The organism is Kutzneria sp. 744 (genome assembly GCF_000568255.1).
Taxonomy (GTDB): domain Bacteria; phylum Actinomycetota; class Actinomycetes; order Mycobacteriales; family Pseudonocardiaceae; genus Kutzneria.
Map to the genome: position 1 here is coordinate 3823370 of NZ_KK037166.1, position 20809 is coordinate 3844178.

Genomic DNA, 20809 nt, shown 5'->3' on the forward strand with positions numbered 1-20809 from the left:
TGGCTCAGCGCAGGCCGACGAGCTCCATGGCCCGGTGGAGGGTGGCGTCGGCGACCGCGGTGGCCTTCTCGGCGCCGTCGGCGAGCACCTGGTCGAGGTAGCCGGGGTCGCCGCTGATCTCGTTGAACCGGGACTGGATGGGCGCGATCTTGTCGAGGACGAGCTCGGCGAGGTCCTTCTTGAGGGTGCCGTAGCCGTTGCCGTCGAAGCGGTCCAGCGTCGCCTCGCGGGTGGCGCCGGACAGGGCCTCGTGCAGCACGAGCAGGTTGTTGACGCCGGGCGAGAGGTTCTCGCGGTCGACGGCCGTGCCCGTGTCGGTGACGGCCCGCATGATGGCCTTACGGATCTTCTTGGGGTCGTCGAGCAGGCCGATGGCGTGGCCCTCGTGGGTCTCGGCCTTGCTCTTGCTCATCTTGGCGGTGGGGTCGTCGAGGCCCATGATGCGCGCGCCGCTCTTGCGGATCAGCGCCGCCGGCACCCGGAAACACTCGCCGAACATCGAATTGAACCGGTTGGCGATGTCCCGGGAGAGTTCGACGTGCTGACGCTGGTCGTCACCGACGGGAACGAATTGCGCCTGATAGAGAAGAATGTCCGCGGCCATCAGCGCCGGATAGGTGAACAGCCCGGCGCTCGGGTTCGCGCCCTGCGACTTGGACTTGTACTGGGTCATCCGCTCCAGCCAGCTGACCGGGGTGACGCAGTCGAAGATCCAGGCGAGGCTGGCGTGCGCGGGCACCCTGGACTGCAGGAACAGCACGGACTTGGCGGGATCGAGGCCGCAGGCCAGGTAGAGGGCGACGATCTCGCGGATGCGGCGGCGCAGGTCGTCGGCCCTGATCGCCTCGGGAATGGTGAGGGCGTGCAGGTCGGCGATGAAGAAGAAGTTCTCGTAGGAGTCCTGCTCCTCGGCCCAGACGCTGAGCGCACCGATGTAGTTGCCGATCGTCAGGTTGCCGGTCGCGGTGATACCGGACAGCACCCTTGGCTTCGCCTGCGCTACGGCGTCCGTCATCTCAATTCCTCTATTCAACGGCACATTTACGTGCGAATTCTACCCTCCGGTGGCCGCGCGAATCCGGCGACCTACGAAAGTAGGCCCGACGAGTACTTAGGTCGCTCCGGCCCGCGACTTCGTCCGCTGGCGGTCGATCACCCAGCGCGCTGGGATGGACACCGACAGCTGACCTGGGGAGGGAGTTGCATGTCACGACGGTTCTTGGCCGCCGGCCTCGCCGCGCTCTGCGCGCTGACGCTGACCGCGGGCACGAGCTCGGCCGGCGCCGCATCCGGGGATTGGCCGACGTGGACGAAGGATCTGAGCGGTTCGCGCTTCAACGGCAGCGAGCACCGCATCACCCCGACGACGGTCGGGAACCTGAAGCTGAAGTGGGCGTTCAGTTATCCGACGGCGGGCGCGCCCGGCCCGCACAGCCAGCCCGCGGTGGCTGACGGCACGCTGTACTTCGGCGGCGAGGACGGCCGGTTCTACTCGCTGGACGCGAAATCCGGCGCGGAGCGGTGGACCTACCAACTGCCGCCGAACGACGCGGTGCAGGACGGCGCGTCGGTGGCGGCCGGTCGCGTGTACTTCGGCGACGTGACCGGCACCGTGCGAGCGCTCGACCAGCGCACCGGACGCCTGCTGTGGCAGTACCAGACCGACGCCACACCGCTGTCGGTGGTGACGAGTTCGCCGATCTTCTTCGAGGGCCACATCTACGTCGGCACGTCCAGCGGCCAGAACACGGGCGACCAGAACACGGCCTGCTGCACGTTCCGTGGCCACGTCGACTCGATCGACGCCGCCACGGGCAGGCTTTCGTGGCGCTACTACACGGTTCCGCCGCCGCGGCAGGTTGGCACGTGGCCGAGTGGCGCGGCGCGCTACGAGCCGTCCGGCGCCGGCGTGTGGAGCTCGCCGGTGGTGGATGCGCGCACGCACACGCTGTACGTCGGCACCGGCCAGAACTACACCGGCCACGGCGGCGACTTCGACACGTTGCTGGCGCTCAACACGTCCAACGGCCACGTGCGGTGGAAGCAGCAGGTGACCCCCGACGACACCTGGCGGTCGCTGTGCAACGACCCGCAGTCGGCCGACGGCTACTGCCCGGTGCCGCGGGGCACGGCGCTGGACTGGGATCTCGGCGCAACACCCAATCTGTTCACCGTCAACGGCCGTGAAATGGTCGGCATCGGCCAGAAAGCCGGCTACTACCACGTGTTCGACGCGCACACGGGCCAGGTGGTGTGGCGGCGGCTGCTGTCCACGCCGATGCCCAACGGCGGGCTGTCCGGCATCCAGTGGGGCACCAGCTTCGACGGACAGCGCCTGTACGTGGCGACGATGATGGGCGACCCCGGCACGCTCTACGCCCTCGATCCCGCCACCGGCAAGGAGCTCTGGCACACCCCGAATCCAGCGGACGGCTGCACCACCGGCGGCGCGGCGCAGTATCCGGACCTCTGCTCGCCGTCGTTCATTCCGGCGGTGACCACGTCGCCCGGCGTCGTCTACGAGGGCAGTGCCGACGGCAAGATGCGGGTGTTCGACAGCCGGGCCGGCAAGGTGTTGTGGACCTACGACACCGTCCGGGACTTCGACGGCGTGAACGGCCTGCCCGGCCGCGGCGGCGCAATCTCCGGTGGCGGCGGCGCGATCGTCGCCAATGGCATGGTCTACGTGCAGACCGGCTACTGGATGGCGCCCTACCCGAGTGATCGCGGCCACGTGCTGCTCGCATTCGGACTGTAGGCCGCCGGCCCAGTTTCGGGGTGGGCTGGTGGTGCACCACCAGCCCACTCGTCGCAAACACGCTCGTGTTCTCGCACGAGGAGCAGGACCTGGCACTCCGGCTCCGCTTTCGTTACCGGCCAACGTTTGTGCCACGGCTCCTCGCCGAGCTCCCACCGGATCACCGCGTCGCCGCGGTGCTGCATCCCACACCGGATTCGGCCTTGGCCGGCCGACTGCGTCCGCGCCGGCCCGATCCGCATCCCGCCACTGGAGGGCCGGCGGGCCGCGCTGATCGTCGCCGACACCACTGTGTCCACAATGGGGATCAGGAGGTTCCACTGCTGCCGCAACTGGAACACGCCAACGCTCACCGGCCGGGCGTCCGTGAACTCGTCAGCTCACGTCCCAGCAGGCCCGCGCCGCTGCTCCGTTCCCTGTTCCACCAACGCCTCGATCTGTCCGAACCGGACAGTGACATCGGGCGAACCACTGCTGTCCGTTGCCGACCCGCATCCGGGAACCGGCCGGACCGTGGAAACACAGCTGCGTGGGCACGCCGTACCGATTGACGAAACCTCGTCTCCGGACGCTACCAATGATCAACAGGGGCTAGGCCGGCCTTGAGCGGTATTCACCCACCACGACGAGTGCGAACAGGGCCAAGGTGATGACGTGCACGCTGGTGCACCACTCGCAGATCTTGCCGATGACGGCCAGCTCGACGGCGACCAGGTAGACCACGAACAGCAGGCCGACACTGACGCCGGCCAGGCGCAGCCAGCGGACGGCGGGCAGCTCGGAGCGCCAGGCCCACGGGGAGCACAGCACGGTCATGGGCACGAAGTAGACGAGTCCGAGCACGGCGACGGGAATGCCGAGGACGACCGACTGCGGGCTGGAGGTGACCTGCGCGCAGTTGACCACCGAGTTGGCCTGGCAGACCAGGGTGGCGTTGTCGGTGTAGTGGCTGATCGTCATGTAGATCGCCACGGCGAGGCCGGCCAGCGACAGCACCAGCGTGCTGACGACCAGCCACCTCGGGTAGACGCTCGTCGACTCCGACGCCTGGGTGCCTGCGGACATGGTCGCAGGATACGTGGATCAGCCCGGCGGGGTCAGGCCGTACGCACGGCAACAGTTGCCCGCGGCAAAGTTGAACGCGAAACGATCACCATCGGCCGCGGTCATCACGTCGTCGGCCAGCCAGCCGTCGATCAGCCGGCCGAGCGCCCGCCGCCACAGGGTGGCGCCGAGATGGTGCAGTTCGGGCAGGCCGTAGCCGTCGGACGAAAAACACACCGAGGCGAACGGTGCGAGTTCCAGGAGTTCGGCCAGAACAGCGCCGGCCCGGTCACCCACATAGGGGACGGCGAGGCCGACGTCGACGAGAACGTGCGGGAACACGTGCGCGAGATAACCGGCGTTGCGGTGGAACGGCCAGGTGTGCAGCAGCGCGATCGTGGCGCCGGTCGACTTCGTGGCGTGCAGGAAGTCGCCGAGCAGCGACGGGTCGGCGCGATGCAGCCGGACGTCGTCGTCGCCGAATCCGGTGTGCAGCTGGAGGGGGACGTGGAGCTCGGCGCTCAGCCGGGCGCCGAGGTGCACGAGCCAGGCCAGCAGGATCGGGTCGTCCAACCGCGTGCCGCCCCACCGTAGCCACGCGCTCGCGGCGGCGGCGACCTCGACGTCGGTCGGCGGCTCGGCCGGCAGATCGAGTCCGGTCCGGTAGGCGACGACGCTCTTCAGCCCGACGGCGCCGGCCTCGATCGCGGCGCGAATCTCGACTTCGACGGAATTGAGGAAGTCGACGACATCGGGCTGGCCGGCGGCGACGCGTTCGGCGACGGACTCCAGGCGAAGCACCTCGAACGTGGCGCCGTGAGCGATGTCGGCGAAATCGGTCGGTTCGGTCAACGGGGTGCCGGGCTCCGACAGACCAGTGTCCAGCACCCACGACCCCACTCCGACGGAGCCGAGCAGCTGGGAGCTGACCCGACGCCAACCCCATTCGGCGCGGCGTTCCAGATAGTCGTCGGCCGAGCAGTGCGCCGGCAGTCCGAGCTGCGGCGCACACCACCGGCGGACGGCCAGCCCGAGCAACGAGTCGAAGGAGTTCGTCGCAATCGAGGATTCCGTCAGCAATGCACTGAACCGTGCGCAGTCGAGATCCTCGGCGACAACGCCGTGGCAGTGCTGGTCGACGAGAACGAGGTCGTCGGTCACCACCGCTACCACCGCCAGCGGGTGAGCGCGGCCAACTCGGCCGGCGAAGTCTCGGCGAACCGTTCGGCTTCACCGCGGCGGACGGCGAGCACGCTGTCGTGCAGCACCTCCCCCATCGCGGCGACCAGCACCTTCGACGCCGCGAAAGCGTTTGCGGCGGCCGCGGACGACTCTGGCAACCTCTGCACTCCGGCAGCAATGCGTTGACTTTCGTCGAGTGCGGCCGGATCGCCGCCGATGGGCGGCGGCAGCCGCAGTCCCTCGTCGACGCCGGCGAGACCGGCGGCGATGACCGAGCCGACGACGAGATACGGATTGGCCGTCGAGTCGAAGCACTTCACCTCGGCGTTGGCCGCCGTCGCGCCGAGGCCGGTCACGCCGGTGATGAAGCGGATCGCCGACTCCCTGGTCTCCCGCCCCCACGCCTGCCACACACCCGCCCACCGAGACGGTGCCGCGCGCAGGAAGCTGGCGGGATTGCCGGCGCCGACCGCGATGAGCGCCGGCAGTTCACGCAGCACGCCGGCGAGGAACGCCTCGCCGACCGGCGGCAGTCCGAACGGTCCGCTGCCGCCGCTGAACTGGTCCACAACGGACAGATGAAGGTGCGCGCCGCTGCCGACGGTGTCGGGTGTGAGCGCCGGGGCGAAGCTCGCCCGCCACCCGTGCAGGTGGCTGATTCGCCGGATGGAGTGACGGACCAGCAGGACGTCGTCGGCCGCGCCGACCGGGTCGTTGTGGTCGACCGACACCTCCAGCTGCCCCTCGGCGTACTCGGGGTGGAACTGCTCGACGCCGAGGTCCTGGGCTCGCATTACAGCCATAAGCTCACGGCTGTAATCCGCGATCTGCTCCAGCCGGATCGAGCTGTACGCCGGGCCGTGGAAGACGGGATCGCCGGCCTCGGTCAGCAGCGACCACTCCGTCTCGAACGCCATCCGCAGCGTCAGTCCACGCTCGGCGGCCGCCGCCACCTGCGCCGCCGCGAACGCCCGCTGGCACGCCTCGAACCGTTCGCCCTCCTGGCGGAACTTGTCCACCGGCGCCCACGCCCAGCCCAGCTGCCCGGCCAGCGGCACGATCCGGGCCAGGTCCGGCACGAGCCGCAGGTCGCCGTCGGGCCCGCCGAGAAATCGGCCCTTCACCATGAAGTCGTCGAAACAGAAGGTCTCGAAGCACGGCGACGCCCCGACGCCGTGCCGGGCGGCGGCCGCCAGCTTGGGCAGCGGCACCGTCTTCACGCGGGCGATACCGGCGTTGTCCACGAAGGACAGCGCGACCACCTCGACGTCCTGGGCCCGCAGCCGCTCCACGAGCGGGTCGACCTCGGGGACATCCGCCGGAATGGTCTCGCTGGTCGCCATGCACGAGTAGTACCCCGGACCGCCGCGCAGGCAACACCCCCACCGGAGTATTGCCGCAGGTCGTCTGACAGAAGACCGCCCAAGCGGTAGCGTTTGCGGCCGTGACGTGGCCAAGTGGTGGTGGATCGGGCTACGGGGACAACCAGGCCGGTGGGCCGGACTCCTCGGGGCCGCAGGGAGTTCCCGGGTATCAGCAGCAGCCGCCGCCGTACGGCCAGCAGGCGCAGTACCCCGGCTACACCTACGGTCAGCCGCAGTATCCGGGCCAGCCGCCGCAGCAGCAGCCCCAGTACCAGCAGCCGTACCAGCAGTCCAACTACGGCGGCTTCGGCATGTACCAGCAGCCGCCGCAGGGTCCGCCGCCGCGCAACCGCCGCACGCTGACCATCGTGTTGACGCTGGTGGGCGTGCTGGTGCTGGCCGGCGTCGTGACGACTGTCGTGCTGCTGACCCGCAACGGGCAGCCGCAGGCCGGTGATCGCACGCAGACCTCGGCCCCGCCGACCACGGCCGGCCTCAAGCCGTTGGATCCGCGGGTGCCGGGCTGGCAGGTCGCGGTGTCCAACCGTCGCAACGTCGCCTATGACGTGCCGAAGACGCAGTGGACGAAGGACGACCCGGACGAGATCGTCGGCATGGGCCCGTCCGACGGCGACTTCGTCACCGGCACCGGCGCGGCCTACTACCTGAAGGGCTACTGCGCCGGTCAGGCCGGCTCGGTGCGTGCGGGCACGGCCGTCACCGCGAACGACACCGAGGGTCCCGAGCAGTCCGCGCCGGACACGGCCAAGCACTGGGCGACCGTCGCCTACAAGGCGGACTCGGGCCAGGCGCCGGACGTGAAGCTGGATCCGTCCAAGCAGATCAAGATCTCCGACGGCAAGGTGTCGGCCACGCTGTCGGTCGCCGAGGTCACGCCGCCGAAGGCCACCAACACGTGCACGCCGCCGAGCGCGAAGGTCTACACCGCGGCGGTGAAGACCTCCGACACCGGCTCGGTGATCCTGGTGCTGTTCGCCGACCAGGGCGTGCCCAACGCCCTCACCGACGACGACGCCATGAAGATCATGTCGTCGATGCGGCCCAGCGGCTGAACACCGCCGAGCCGCATCAGACGACAATCAGCCCCGGACCAGCTTGACCAGGTGCGCGACGGCCTCGTCCACGGGGATGTCGCCGCGCTCGCCGGTGGCCCGGTCCTTGACCTCGACCTTGCCGTCGGCCAGGCCGCGGCCGACGACCAGGATGGTCGGCACGCCGATCAGCTCGGCGTCGGCGAACTTCACGCCGGGCGACGCCTTCCGGTCGTCGAGCAGCACCTCGATGCCGGCGGCCGACAGCTCGGCGGCCAGCTTCTCCGCGCCCTCGCGCACCGTGTCGTCCTTGCCGGCCATGACCACGTGCACGTCGGCCGGCGCGACGATGCGGGGCCACACCAGGCCGCGGTCGTCGAAGTACTGCTCGGCGATCACGGCGACCAGACGCGAGACGCCGACGCCGTAGGAGCCCATGGTGATCCGGATGGGCTTGCTGTCCGGGCCCAGCGCGTCCAGCCCGAAGGCGTCGGCGTACTTGCGGCCCAGCTGGAACACGTGGCCGATCTCGATGCCGCGCGCCGACACCAGGGTGCCCTTGCCGTCGGGCGAGGCGTCGCCCTCGCGCACATCGGCCACGTCGATGGTGCCGGTGGGCACGAAGTCGCGGCCGACGACCAGGTCCATCACGTGGTGGCCGTCCTGGTCCGCGCCGGTGATCCAGGCGGTGCCGGTGACCACGCGGGGGTCGACCAGGTAGCGCACGCCGTTGTCCAGCAGCGCCTTCGGCCCGATGTAGCCCTTGACCAGGAAGGGGTTCGCGGCGAAGTCGGCCTCGTCGAGCATCACGGCCTCGGCCGGCTCCAGCGCCGCCTCCAGCCGCTTCTGGTCCACCTCGCGGTCGCCGGGCACGCCGATGGCCAGCAGCTCCCACTTGTCCTCGCCGGGACGGCGGGTTTTGAGCAGCACGTTCTTCAGCGTGTCGGCGGCCGTGAACTCGCGGCCGAGACCGGCGTTGTTGAAGAACTCGACCAGCGTGGCGATGGTCGGCGTGTCGGGCGTGGCGTGCACCTTCGCCTCGGGCTTGCCGTCGATCGGCTGCGCCGGGGGCGCGGGCGTGACGACCGCCTCGACGTTGGCCGCGTAGTCCGACTCGGTGCTGCGGACGAAGGTGTCCTCGCCGGTCGGCGCGACGGCGAGGAACTCCTCGGACGCCGAGCCGCCCATGGCGCCGGACGTCGCCTTCACCACGACGTACTCGAGGCCGAGGCGGTCGAAGATCTTCACATACGCGTCGCGGTGCGCCTGGTAGGACCGGGCCAGGCCCTCGTCGTCCAGGTCGAAGGAGTACGAGTCCTTCATGACGAACTCGCGGCCGCGCAGGATGCCGGCGCGGGGCCGCGCCTCGTCCCGGTACTTGGTCTGGATCTGGTACAGCGCGACCGGGTAGTCCTTGTAGGAGCTGTACTCGCCCTTCACGGTGAGCGTGAACAGCTCCTCGTGGGTGGGGCCGAGCATGTAGTCCGCGCCCTTGCGGTCCTTGAGGCGGAACACGTTGGGGCCGTATTCGGTCCACCGGTTGGTGACCTCGTAGGGCTCGCGGGGCAGCAGCGCGGGGAAGTGGATCTCCTGCGCGCCGATCGCGTTCATCTCCTCGCGGACGACGGCCTCGATACGGCGCAGCGTCCGCAGGCCCAGCGGCAGCCACGAGTAGCCGCCCGGTGCGACGCGACGGACGTAACCGGCGCGGACCAGCAGCTTGTGGCTGGGCACCTCGGCGTCCGCCGGGTCCTCGCGCAGGGTGCGCAGGAACAACGACGACATCCTCGTGATCACGGCTGAGACTCCTCGTGCGGGGTCGATGAAAGTACAGAGCGTAGAGAACGCAGGGGCAGGCTTTCCAACCGGTTGCCGGGAACGGCCGGAATCGCCCCGACCGCCGATTACCGTCTGCGCATGGCACTGAGGATCCGCATGATCACCATTGACTGCCTCGACACCCGCACGCTGGCGCAGTTCTGGGTCGCGGCGCTCGGCGCCGAGATCATTCACGAGGTCGACGAGGGCGACATGCTGGTGCTGTCCTCGGAGGGCAATGTCGACGTGGGGCTGCAGCGCGTCGACGAGCCACGTGCCGGCAAGAACAGACTCCACCTCGACCTGGGCGCCCCGGACCGCCCGGCCGAGGTGGCCCGACTGGTCGGACTCGGCGCGACCCTCGTCGAGGAGTTCAAGTACCCGGGCATGGCCTGGAGCGTCTTGCAGGACCCCGAGGGCAACGAGTTCTGTGTGGGCTCCCGCAACGGGTGAGGGCTACCAGCGGGTCCGGTGCACGATCCAGGTCAGCGCGGCGGCGGCCGCCCGCGCCTGGTACGGCCGCAGGCCGACGCAGCCGGTCGGTTCCGGCAGCCGGCTGGACAGCTCCCACCGTCCGGCCAGCGCGGCCGCGAAGCCGGTGATGGCCCAGGCCGGCACCTTCGCCAGCACAGGACGGCCGAGCACCAGCCGCTCGGCGTCGGCCGGCGCGTGGCCGGCCATGATCAGCTGCGGCACCATCGTCACGGTGTCCAGCCAGGCCGCGCCCTTGGACGGGTAGGACCAGTCGACCAGCAGCACGCGGCCGTCCTCGACCCGGCGGATCATGTTGTCCACGCGCAACTCGTTGTGCAGCAAGGTGTCGCCCTCGGCCCACGGCTGCCACGCCGTCTCCATCGCGGCCAGCGAATCCAGGTTCGCCTGCGCCCACGGTTCGAGGTCGCCGGCCGCCGCCGACCTCAGTGACGTCCAGCCGCACAGCATCGGGGCCAGGTCGTCCAGCACGCTCGGCACGTCGTCGAGCGGGCACGGCGTCAGCGTCCGCGACGCGCTGCCCAGCGCCGACAGGACTGCGGCGAGATCCCCCGACCCCGGCCGGAGATTCGGTTCGCCGCCGTCGATGTCCGTGAGAACGAGCGCCACCCACTGCCCCTCGACGACGTGCAGCAGTCGAGGCGAGGGCACGTTCTCCGGCAGTCGCGACACGACCGAGGCCTCGGAGCGGTAGGCGCCGGCGAGCGGATGGTCGGCCGGCAGCGCCTTGACGAACACCCGGCGACCGTCGGCGAGCAGCAGGCGGGACGCGAGGCCGAGGGTGAAGCCGCCGGCCTGGCTGAGCGCGCGCACCACCGGCGCGCCGATCTTGGCCTCGATGACCTCGCGCACCCGGCCCGGCACGTCGGCCCAGGTCGGTCGGGTGTGGCGGGAGCCGTCCACGATGGCCGTCACGCGGGCCGCCCCCAGCAGGTCACCTGATCATCTTACGGTGACCGTGTCCGGGGTCACCCGCTCGGCTCACGGCCGGGTCGAGTTCACCGCGTCCAGCACGGCCCGCCACGGGATCGGGTGCCACTCCCCCGATCGAGGCTCCTTCAACGGCCAGACCTCCTCGCCGTCGACCAGGCGCACACCGCCGGCCTTCAACGCGGCGACGTGCCCCGGCCAGGCCGGATGCCGGACGTGCGCGGCGTTGACGCACGGGAAGACGACCACCTCGACGCCGTCGGTGCCGATCGCCTCGGACACCTGCGTGAGCGCCTGGTTGTCGCCGAAGCCGAGGGCGAGCTTGGCCACGGTGTTGGCGGTGGCCGGCGCGACGACGTAGGTGTCGACCGGCGGATGCGGCTTCCGCTCACCGGGCAGCCGCGATTCGACGCGCAGGGGAAGACCAGTGGCTTCCTCGATCTCGGCGACGAGGCCTGCGTCGCGGAACCACCGGCCGGCGGTCGACAAAGTTCATGGACTAGTGATAAGCGCTTTACTACGTATTTGCTTCACAGCAGGGTATTATTCGTGAGGACGGTCCACGATTACCTCGGAGCTTAGCAATACCGATTAACCACCCGAGATGGACCATGCTGCCTACGTGTCTTGAAACTCACTATCCGTGGCTTCTATTGGACCGGGGTCTTGTTCAAATGGCGCGCCCAAAACCGTTCGAACTTCATCATAGAGTGTCTACTAGCTGAAACAGAATATACGATGGTAGAAGCTGTACCCCGGGAGGTGCTTAATGGGTAGTGTGCGTGAAAGGGGAACGCAGCACATTTTCGGAATGTCGTCACTGCTTACAGGATGTGCTTTCTAACTCATTAAGTGGGGTGACTTAGCCCACGTCGAAAATTCACAGTGAGCAAATAGACATCAACGTGACGCCGACCCGCCAGCCGGCGTCCAGCGCGGGACGGACGAGCCCCTCGAACAGGCCCTGGACGCCGCCCGCGCCGGACGCGACCACACCGAGCATGGGAGATTCAGCCACCCGGCCAGGCTAGATCGGGCTAGAGCGCCCCGATTCCGTTGGGTGAGCCGACGCCGGTCGGGGCGTCGTAACCCTGCAGGCCGGTGCAGAGGTAGTCGTCACCGCAGTAGCCGTTCGAGCCGCCGACCACGTCGAACAGCTTGTCGGCGTGCGTGTACAGCGAGGACGCGTCGGTCAGCCGGCTGCCGTCGCCGGCCAGGCCGATGACGCCCGCGATGAACGGCGAGGACGCGCTGGTCCCGCCGACCGTGACCCAGCCGGCCTGCGCGCCCAGCCCGTACGTGTCGTACACGGCCAGCCCCGGATCCGAGTCGGCGACCGCCGACACGTCGGCGACGGTCCGCATCCCGCAGTTGGCGTCGTGCTGCCACGCCGGCTTCGGGACCCACGCCGAGCAGCCGCTGCCCGCCCGCGACCAGGCCGTCTCGGTCCAACCGCGGGCGTTGTCGGCCTTCTCCAACGTGGTGCCGCCGACAGCGATGACGTTGGCCAGCGACGCCGGGAACGACGCCGGTTGGAAGCCGTAGTCGCCGCTGGAGGCCAGGATCGCGACGCCGGCGTGCTGGAAGTGCTTGGCGTCGACGTCCATGCCGTTGTACTCGTCGGAGCCGTAGCTGTTGGAGACGGCGCTCGCGCCGGAGGTCGCCGCCGTGTCCTCCGCCGCGCCGAGGTCCGCCGTCAGGGGCGTGTTCGCCTCGACCAGCAGGATGTGGCAGTCGGGGCAGGCCGCCGACACCATGTCCAGGTCGAGAGAGATCTCCACGCCCCAGTTCGGGTTGCCCTCGGGCAGCGGCGAAGCCGCGCCGCGCTGGTTCACCTTCTTGAAGCAGCCGTTGGCCGTCGTGCACGCCGGCAGCCCGAACTGCTGCCGGTACTTGCCGAGGTCGGCCTCGGCGCTCGGATTGTCGAAGGCGTCGACGATCGCGATCGTCTGCCCCGCGCCCCGGTCGACGGCAGTTTGTACGCATCCCTCAGATCAGCCGGCCCATAGCCCTCGGGCGTCGCGTTGACGCCGAAGGAATGCGCGGTGCGGTAGAGGGCGAAGCAGTGCGCCGTCGGCGCGGTGGAGACCGCCGTCGCCGGGCACGCCGTGTGCATCGTCGTGTCGGGTGCCGCGCCGGCGACGGCCGGCAGTCCGAGCGTCAGCAGCGCACCGGCCAGCACGGCCGCGCGAATTCGGTTCATCGTGAGTCCCCCTTGGTCAGCTCTGGACGCCCGGCACGGAGAACGCGCTGGTGACGGACTGGGTCAGCGAGTTGCCCGCGACATCGGTCGCGTTGACCCGCAGGGAGACGTCACCGCCCGTCGTGGACGCCGGGTTGGTCCACTGCGCCCGGTAGCGGCCGCCGCCGAGGTCGGCCAGGAACGTCGGCGTCCACGTCGCGCCGCCGTCGAAGGACACCTGGATGCCGGCCCTGGCGAACGGCAGGTTGGCCCCGCCCGGGGCGTGCCCGAATGCGACGACGACCTGGTCCGGTCCGGCCGCGGCGTTGCCGTCGAGGCCGGCCTTGAGCTGGTAGGAGGCCGTGACCAGGGGCAGCGCCGAGCAGTCGGTCGCCTTGCCGGTGACCGGGTCGCATGCCCAGCCGTCCGGCACGGTCTGCGCGCCGGAGTGCGCCGAGCCGAACGTCCACTCGCTGTGGCTGACCGTGGACTGGTGGACCACGGCGCGGTCCGCGTCTGGTCGTAGACGATCTTGTAGGCGGCCTGCGCCGCCGGGGCCGTGGCTTCGCCGCCGGTGACGTCCTTGCCGTCGATCAGCGCCTTGCCGCCCGAGAGCAGCTGGAAGTGCGAGGTGGAGACGGTGCCCGTGGTCGGCGCGTCGAGGTAGAGGGTGTGGCCGTCGCTGTCCAGCACCGGCGTCAGCGCGACCCGGATCGTGTCGTCACGCCGGCAGGCCGAGCAGAACCACGAGGTCGTGCCCGCCGACGGCACGGTCAGGCCCGGGGCCAACGGGCCGCGATGCCACTCGACCGGCGTTGTCGTCTTCGCCGCGTAGTTCAGGAAGCCGCCCGCGGTGAAGCCGCCGCCGGTGGCCATGCCGGCCAGCACCGCGTCGTCGTAGAGGAGACCGGGGCCGCCGAGCACGTATTCGGTGCGCTGCAACGGCGCCGTCAACGGGGAGAACTGTCCGAAGCCGAAGACCTCGTACGGCAGGAAGATGATCCGCGACGCGCCTTCCAACCGGCCGGGCTTGTCGCTGTAGTAGCTCTCCTTCAGCGTCGCCAACTGGTCCGCGGTCACCTTGTAGTGCTGGTTCGCGCCCAGCGCCCCGTCGTTGTCGATCTTGAGGTCGTAGCTGTACGGGCTGGCCGTGCCGGCCGGGGACTCGCTGTGCGTCTGCACGTTGAAGTGGAAGCCGCCGACCTTCGTCGGCGCCGACGGCGCGACATAGGCCTTGCCGTTGCCGACCGCGAAGGCGTAGCCCTGCGAGCCCATGGTCTGGGCGCTGCGGAAGTACTCCAGCGTCTCCGAGGTGAGGTTCGACGGCTTCGGCGTGCTCACCGAGATCTCCGACGTCGCCTTGCTGCCGTCGATGGTGACCGTCTGGTCGCCGGTGACGGCGAAGTCCTGTGCTACCACCCGCACCGACGTCACCTGGCCGGCCGCGTCGAACGTCGGGAACCACGCCACCACGCCGTAGTCGCCAGACGGCACGCTCACCCGCGCCTCGCCCGCCGTGCTGTAGGGGAAGGCGTTGAAGTTGCGGCTGTCGTTCGTGTTGATGACGCCGAGGGACGCGTCCACCGGCGTGTTCGCGCCGTTGACGGTCAGGATCCGGACCGTGTGCATCGGGAAGTTCGGGTGCACCTGCTGCGGCGCCCCGGGCGCGGCCAACCGAACCTGGTTCGCCGTGCCGAACAGTGGTCCGCGGGTGGCGAAGTGATTCTTGGCATCTCGTCCGGCCTGCGCCGCCAACGCGGCCCCGAACGCCGCGCCCGACTCCGCCGTGACCTTCCCCGCCAGCACGCCGGGCGCGCTGCCGTCCACCTGCACCGGCACCTGGTCCGTGACGCCGTCCCGGATCAGGGCCGACACGTCGAACAGCGACCGGTCGAGGGAACTACCCAGGTACGGCAGGGCCGTCGCCGGCACCACGTAGAGATCGCCGTCGATGCGTTGGTTCACGAAATCGCCCGTCGAGCCGGGCCTCGGCAGCGCCGTCGCCGTCTGCCGGCCACCGACGTCCTGCACCACCACTCGGTCGCCCGTCACCAGCGTCACCGTGTGTGTGGTGTCCGCGCTGGTCACCGGCACCGCCTCCGCCGCCGGAGTCAGGCCCGCCACCACCACCGCCGCGACACCCAGCACCGCCGGTGTTCTCCGCAACCACGCAGATCGACGACCACCGTCCGTATGCCGCATAGGTTTCCCCTCCGTCGCCCTGGACCGGGTCGACGCCCGCGAACGGGCATCACGACGGTTCGTACACGGTCAACCACATCCCGTTGCGTGACCGAGGTCTCCTTCCACTCGGACAGACCAGCGATGACAGCCGTGTCAGATCCGAACGGACGCCGCGACTGGGCCGCTCGCAGCAGAAAGCCTGTGAACTCGGTTCACAACCGTTTTGCCGAAACCGAGCGATTCACATATCCCGTGCCGACACGTCAATGTGAGCCGGACTCCGGGAACTCCTCGTCGGCGATCTCGGCCATGCGGCGGACAAGTGTGTCGAGCAGACGGAGTTCATCGACCTCAAGACGCGAGAGCAGACGGCGGTACTGCGCGCTGCCGGCGTCCATGACTCCGCCGACGAGCTTGCGCCCCTCGGCAGTGAGCTCCAACAGACGCACGCGACGATCGGTGGGGTCCTCGCGGCGGGAGACGAGGCCCTGGGCGGCGAGCCGGTCGACGATGCCGGTGACGGTGGCCAGGCTCACGCCCATCTCGGCGGTCAGCACGTGTCCGGGCAACGGACCGCGTCGAGCCAGCGTGAGCAGGACCTTGAGTTGCCGCATGGTCAGGTTGAGCGACATCAGGGGGTTGGTCCGCGCGGCGCCGAAGAGCCGGCCCATCGACCGCTGTGCCGCGGTGATGCTGGCGATGAGCTGGTCCTTGTCCTCCATGAACGGTTACCGATCACCCTTCGTCACGCCGCTGTGACGGCCCGGGAGCAGTTCCAGCGATCCCCTCGAACCTGAGAGAAGTATCAGCGACCAGGCCGGTCGCACTGTTAGCCTTGGGCCAAATATTAGGACAAGGCTAACCAATTCCGCAGAGAGCTGCCATGACCTTCCTGACCAGACTCAGCCTCGCCAACCGCAGCCTGGTGGCCCTGGTGGCGCTCATCGCCCTGGGCTTCGGCGCGTGGGCGATCCCGTCACTGCAGAGACAGCTGCTGCCGTCGCTGTCCTTCCCGGCCGCGGTGGTGGTCGCACAGTACCCGGGGGCATCCCCGGAGATCGTCCAGGACCAGGTCACCAAGCCGATCGAGGACGCGCTGCGTAGCGTGCCCGGTCAGACCCAGCTGACCTCGACCTCCAGCCAGGGCTCGTCCTCGGTGACGGTGCAGTTCGACTTCGGCACGAACCTCGACAACTCGGTCAACAAGATGTCGCAGGCGGTCAACCAGATCGCCGCGCAGCTGCCGGCCAACGTCAAGCCGAACGTGATCGTCGGCAACACCGACGACCTGCCGGTGATCGTGCTCGCCGCCTCCTCCGACGCCGACCAGCAGCAGCTGGCCGCGAAGCTGACCAGCACGGTGCTGCCGGAACTCCAGGGCATCACCGGCGTCCGGGACGCCAACGTGACCGGCGCGCGGGACAAGGTCGTCACCATCACGCTCGACAACGCCAAGCTCGCCACGGCCGGCCTGAGCGCCACCGCGGTGACGACGGCCTTGCGCGCCAACGGAACCCCGACGCCGGCCGGCACGCTGAGCCCGGGCAACCAGACCCTGACCGTCCAGATCGGACAGCGACTGTCCTCCGTGGACGATGTGCGCAACCTCTACCTGGCGCCGACGACGCCGTCCGTGCCGGGCCGTCCCGTGCCGCAGCCGGTCAAGCTGGGCGACGTCGCCCAGGTGACCGAAGACCTCGCGCCGGCGACCTCGATCACCCGGACCAACGGCAAGGAGAGCCTGGGCGTCTCGGTCACCAAGACCCCCGACGGCAACGCCGTCGAGATCTCCCAGCAGGTCCGCGACAAGATCTCCCAGCTGCAGACCGATCTCGGCCAGAACGCCAAGCTGACGGTCATCCAGGACCAGGCACCCGCCGTCAACCAGGCGGTCGAGGGCCTGACCCAGGAGGGCCTGCTCGGCCTGGCCTTCGCGGTGCTGGTGATCCTGATCTTCCTGCTCTCGGTGCGCTCCACTCTGGTCACGGCGGTGTCCATCCCGCTGTCGGTGCTCATCGCGCTGATCGTGTTGTGGACCACCAAGACCTCGCTCAACCTGCTCACCCTCGGCGGCCTGACCATCGCCATCGGACGGGTCGTGGACGACTCGATCGTGGTGCTGGAGAACATCAAACGCCATCTCAGCTACGGCGAGGACAAGAAACGCGCCGTGCTGGACGGCACCCGTGAGGTCGCGGGCGCGGTCACCGCGTCGACGCTGACCACGGTCGCCGTGTTCGCCCCGATCGCCGTGGTCGGCGGCCTCGTCGGCGAGCTGTTCGCGCCGTTCGGCCTGACGGTCACGGTGGCGCTGCTGGCGTCGCTGCTGGTCGCGCTGACCATCGTGCCGGTGCTGGCGTACTGGTTCCTCAAGCCCGCCAAGGAAGGCACCGATCCGGACGAGGCGGTCCGCAAGGAGCTGCGCAGCCCGCTGCAGCGGATCTACGTGCCGGTCATCCGGTTCGCCACCCGCCGCCGCTGGACGACCGTGCTGATCGCGGTCCTGGTGCTGTTCGGCACGCTGGCGATGGGCGCGGGCCTGAAGACCAACTTCCTGGACGGCTCGGGCGAGAACACCGTCAACGTCTCGCAGACGCTGCCGGTCGGCAGCAGCCTGGCCACCACGGACGCGGCGGCCAAGCGCGTGGAGACGGCGATCCAGGGCGTCGACGGCATCGACACCTACCAGGTCACGGTGGGCTCGGGCGGCGGCTTTCTCGGCTTCGGCGGCAACAGCGGCACGTCCAAGGCCAGCTACGCCATCACCATCAAGGACGGCGCCGATCTCGACACCGTACAGAACGCGTTGCGGGACAAGCTGGACGCGCTGCCGGACGCCGGCAAGATCACGGTCGGCGCCCAGGGCGGCGGCGGTTTCAGCGGCAGCGGGTTGCAGGTCGTGGTGAACGCCGCGGACGAGAACGTGCTGCGCACCGCCTCGGACGCCGTGCAGAAGACCATGTCCGGCATCTCGGGCGTCACCGACGTGACGAGCGACCTGGTCAACAGCGCCCCGGAGGTGCAGGTCTCGGTCGACCGCCAGCTGGCGGCCAAGCAGGGCCTGAGCGACTCGACGATCGGCCAGGCCGTGCAGGCCCAGCTGGCCGGCAGCCAGATCGGGCAGCTGAGCCTGAACGGCACGTCGGAAAACGTGGTGCTGCGCACCGGAACCGCGCCGGCCGACCTGGACGCGCTCAAGGCGCTGCCGCTGCCGGGCCTGACCGGCGTGGTCCGGCTCGACTCGGTGGCCACGGTCCAGCAGACCAACGGCCCGACGCAGATCAAGCGCATCGCCGGGGCGAGCAGCGCCACCGTCAGCGGCACGGCCGACAGCGCCAACACCGGCACGATCAGCACCGAGCTGAGCCAGAAGCTGAAGGACACCAAGCTGCCGGCCGGCGCCAGCTACAGCATCGGCGGCGTCTCCCAGCAGCAGAGCGACGCGTTCGGCAACCTCGGCATCGCGCTCGCGGTCGCCGTCGCCCTGGTGTTCCTGATCATGGTCGCGGTGTTCCGCAGCCTGATGCAGCCGCTGGTGCTGCTGGTGTCGATCCCGTTCGCCGCCACCGGCGCCATCGCCGCGCTGCTGATCAGCGGCATCCCGCTCGGCCTTCCGTCGCTGATCGGCGTGCTGATGCTGATCGGCATCGTGGTGACGAACGCGATCGTGCTGATGGACCTGATCAACAAATATCGCCAGGACGGCATGAGCATCGCCGACGCGGTGGTGGAGGGCGGTCGCCGACGGCTGCGCCCGATCCTGATGACCGCCGCCGCGACGATCTTCGCGCTGCTGCCGATGGCCCTGGGCCTGACGCAGAGCGGGGCGTTCATCTCCCGTCCGCTCGCGGTCGTGGTGATCGGTGGCCTGGTCAGCTCGACGCTGCTCACGCTGCTGCTGGTGCCGACGCTCTACACCATGGTGGAGAACACCAAGGAGCGGTTCCGCAACCGCCGCGAGGCCAAGCGGAGCAAGGCTGCCGACGCCGAGCAGCCGGAGCTGGTCGACGCCAAGTAGGACCACGACAACGGCTGTGGGCCACGGGATTCCCGTGGCCCACAGCCGTTTTTCCGTGTCACGAGGCAGCGGGCACCTTGTCGAAGAAGCCGCTGATCGCCTCCACTTGTCCGTCCCCGGTCAGCGTCAGCACGTCGGTGCCGATCACCACGGACTCGCCGCCGCCGTCGGGCACGAGCTCCCAGCTGAACCGCAGCACGTCATGGTGGGTGTCCGCCTCCCCGATCGGGCGGATCCGATGGCCCGGGAACCGCTCGTGCACGCCGCCGATGACGGCCGCCAGGCCGTCGGGCCCGGTCACGTCGGCGATCGGGTCGACGAACCGACACTCGCCGGTGAGCAGGTCGGCCGCGGCCTTGGCCCGCAGTGCGCCATCGGGCTGGTTCCAGATCTCCACGTAGCGCCGCACGACCGCGTCGGTCTCCGTCATCTCGACCGTTCCTTTCCTTGTCCCGCTTCGGTTTCCCCAGCCTGACAGCGGGCGGAGCCCCGGTCGATTACCTCGGGCGTCATGGAAATCGACTCGCGCCGGCCGGCGAACCGGCGTACGAAGTCGCTATGTCCGCATCGCCGCTGGTGACCCGCATACTCACCGCCGAGGAGATCCCGGCGTTCATCGGCACGGTCTTCCGCGCCTTCCTGGAGGACCCGGTCCCCGAGGATGTCGCCGCCGAGATCGACCTGGTCGAGCCGCACCGCACGCACGGCGCCTTCGACGGCGACGAGCTGGTCGGCGGCGCCACGATGCTCAGCAAACGCATGACGCTGCCCGGCACCGGTCCGCACCCGGTCGCCGCGATCTCCTGCGTCGCCGTCGCGCCCGACCACCGGCGTCGAGGCGCGATGGGCCAGTTGATCCGGGCACAGCTGCATTCCCAGCACGGAACCGGTGACGCCTTCGCCGCGCTGTACGCCTCCGAGGGCGACATCTACGGCCGGTTCGGCTACGGGCTCGCCGGTCACCGCGCCTTCTTCGCCGTGCCGAGGGGTGCCGAATTCCAGTCCACTGTGGACATCAGCGACGGCCGTATCCGTGAGGTGGACAAGGAAACCGCGCTGCCGCTGATGCACCACCTGCACAGCAAGGTCGCGCCGACACGCGCCGGCTGGGTCGACCGCACCAAGGCGTCGTGGCAGGCGTTCCTGGCCCAGAACCCGGACGAGCTACGGAGCGAGAACGCCACGAAGTGGCGCTACGCCATCCATCCCGAGGGCTACACCGTCTACCAGGTCAAGAAGAAATGGGAGACCCGCAAGCCCGGGCACGAGGTGTACGCCCGGGAGATCCTCGGCGCCACACCGCAGGCGTACGCGGCGCTGTGGCGCTACCTGCTCGACATCGACCTGACCACGACCGTCCGGGCCGAGGCCGCCGCGGACGACCCGATCATCCACATGCTCAAGGACGCCACCGACAACGTCCGGCAGGTCAGCGACGGCCTGTGGGCCCGGATCATCGACATCGACCGGGCGCTGCCGCTACGCGCGTACTCCGCGCCGGTCGACGTCGTGCTGGCGGTCGAGGACACCCTGTGTCCCTGGAACGCCGGCAGTTGGCGGCTCGTCGCCGAGGCCGACGGCCCCGCGACGGTCACCCGCACCGACGCCGAGCCAGATCTGGCGCTGGACGTCCGTGAACTGGGCGCAGTGTTCCTCGGCGGCACGACCGTGCAGCAACTCGTTGCCGCGCAACGCATCCGTGAACTCACGCCAGGCAAGGCCCGGGCCGCCTCACGAGCCTTCGCCGGCGACGACCAACCGCACTGCCCCGAGGTCTTCTGACCA

General features: G+C 69.5%; 17 protein-coding genes. 5 read left to right on the forward strand and 12 right to left on the reverse strand.

Translation table 11 applies throughout. The features are described from left to right. Positions 1 to 4 precede the first annotated feature (4 nt). The gene (gene trpS / locus KUTG_RS17085; protein WP_043718050.1) at positions 5 to 1015 is read right to left on the reverse strand and encodes a tryptophan--tRNA ligase; all 1011 of its coding nucleotides are present in this window, start codon (positions 1013 to 1015) and stop codon (positions 5 to 7) included. A gap of 189 nt (positions 1016 to 1204) precedes the next feature. Between trpS and KUTG_RS17090 the strand changes: the two genes are divergently transcribed. Beyond that, positions 1205 to 2758: an outer membrane protein assembly factor BamB family protein gene (locus tag KUTG_RS17090; RefSeq protein ID WP_043718052.1), complete on the forward strand. Its 1554-nt coding sequence runs from the start codon at positions 1205 to 1207 to the stop codon at positions 2756 to 2758. A 591-nt stretch (positions 2759 to 3349) separates the two neighbouring features. On the opposite strand, the gene KUTG_RS17095 is transcribed toward KUTG_RS17090, so the two are convergent. Genes KUTG_RS17095 through KUTG_RS17105 form a run of 3 tightly spaced genes read right to left on the reverse strand, consistent with a single transcriptional unit; the run spans position 3350 to position 6327 of the window. Next, a complete protein-coding gene (locus KUTG_RS17095) occupies positions 3350 to 3823 on the reverse strand; it encodes a vitamin K epoxide reductase family protein (protein WP_052394761.1) in 474 nt (157 codons plus the stop codon). Positions 3824 to 3841: 18 nt separating this feature from the next. Beyond that, positions 3842 to 4963, reverse strand: a complete 1122-nt coding sequence (locus KUTG_RS17100) for an amidohydrolase (protein WP_198047204.1) — start codon at positions 4961 to 4963, stop codon at positions 3842 to 3844. A gap of 5 nt (positions 4964 to 4968) precedes the next feature. Continuing rightward, a complete protein-coding gene (locus KUTG_RS17105; RefSeq protein ID WP_043718057.1) occupies positions 4969 to 6327 on the reverse strand; it encodes a type I glutamate--ammonia ligase in 1359 nt (452 codons plus the stop codon). 101 nt (positions 6328 to 6428) lie between these two features. Here KUTG_RS17105 and KUTG_RS17110 point away from each other — a divergent pair, with 101 nt between their 5' ends. Continuing rightward, complete coding sequence (locus KUTG_RS17110; protein ID WP_043718059.1) at positions 6429 to 7421, forward strand: hypothetical protein; 993 nt, start codon at positions 6429 to 6431, stop codon at positions 7419 to 7421. A 27-nt stretch (positions 7422 to 7448) separates the two neighbouring features. Here KUTG_RS17110 and KUTG_RS17115 read toward each other — a convergent pair whose 3' ends face one another. After that, complete coding sequence (locus KUTG_RS17115) at positions 7449 to 9197, reverse strand: proline--tRNA ligase (protein WP_043718061.1); 1749 nt, start codon at positions 9195 to 9197, stop codon at positions 7449 to 7451. Positions 9198 to 9317: 120 nt separating this feature from the next. On the opposite strand from KUTG_RS17115, the gene KUTG_RS17120 reads away from it, so the two are divergent. After that, positions 9318 to 9671: a VOC family protein gene (locus KUTG_RS17120; protein WP_043718062.1), complete on the forward strand. Its 354-nt coding sequence runs from the start codon at positions 9318 to 9320 to the stop codon at positions 9669 to 9671. A 3-nt stretch (positions 9672 to 9674) separates the two neighbouring features. On the opposite strand, the gene KUTG_RS17125 is transcribed toward KUTG_RS17120, so the two are convergent. The 6 genes from KUTG_RS17125 to KUTG_RS17145 form a co-directional block, all read right to left on the reverse strand. Continuing rightward, on the reverse strand, positions 9675 to 10625 hold the full coding sequence (locus KUTG_RS17125; RefSeq protein WP_063753532.1) for a phosphotransferase: 951 nt from the start codon (positions 10623 to 10625) through the stop codon (positions 9675 to 9677). 66 nt (positions 10626 to 10691) lie between these two features. Beyond that, entirely contained in the window at positions 10692 to 11129 is a 438-nt protein-coding gene (locus tag KUTG_RS17130; protein ID WP_052394763.1) for a flavoprotein, read from the reverse strand. 391 nt (positions 11130 to 11520) lie between these two features. Then, complete coding sequence (locus tag KUTG_RS58535) at positions 11521 to 11658, reverse strand: hypothetical protein (RefSeq protein ID WP_198047205.1); 138 nt, start codon at positions 11656 to 11658, stop codon at positions 11521 to 11523. Between the two features lie 19 nt (positions 11659 to 11677). Then, a complete protein-coding gene (locus tag KUTG_RS17135; RefSeq protein ID WP_063753533.1) occupies positions 11678 to 12475 on the reverse strand; it encodes a S53 family peptidase in 798 nt (265 codons plus the stop codon). A 431-nt stretch (positions 12476 to 12906) separates the two neighbouring features. Then, positions 12907 to 14988 (reverse strand): hypothetical protein, encoded by a 2082-nt coding sequence (locus KUTG_RS17140; protein WP_157494585.1) that lies wholly within the window; start codon positions 14986 to 14988, stop codon positions 12907 to 12909. Positions 14989 to 15269: 281 nt separating this feature from the next. Next, positions 15270 to 15728: a MarR family winged helix-turn-helix transcriptional regulator gene (locus KUTG_RS17145; protein WP_043718065.1), complete on the reverse strand. Its 459-nt coding sequence runs from the start codon at positions 15726 to 15728 to the stop codon at positions 15270 to 15272. Between the two features lie 161 nt (positions 15729 to 15889). Here KUTG_RS17145 and KUTG_RS17150 point away from each other — a divergent pair, with 161 nt between their 5' ends. Then, positions 15890 to 19024, forward strand: a complete 3135-nt coding sequence (locus KUTG_RS17150; RefSeq protein WP_043718067.1) for an efflux RND transporter permease subunit — start codon at positions 15890 to 15892, stop codon at positions 19022 to 19024. Between the two features lie 58 nt (positions 19025 to 19082). Here the strand turns inward: KUTG_RS17150 and KUTG_RS17155 are convergent, their stop codons facing one another. Next, positions 19083 to 19454, reverse strand: a complete 372-nt coding sequence (locus KUTG_RS17155) for a nuclear transport factor 2 family protein (protein WP_043718069.1) — start codon at positions 19452 to 19454, stop codon at positions 19083 to 19085. Positions 19455 to 19582: 128 nt separating this feature from the next. Between KUTG_RS17155 and KUTG_RS17160 the strand changes: the two genes are divergently transcribed. Beyond that, a complete protein-coding gene (locus tag KUTG_RS17160) occupies positions 19583 to 20806 on the forward strand; it encodes a GNAT family N-acetyltransferase (RefSeq protein WP_043718071.1) in 1224 nt (407 codons plus the stop codon). The last annotated feature ends 3 nt before the right edge of the window (positions 20807 to 20809 follow it).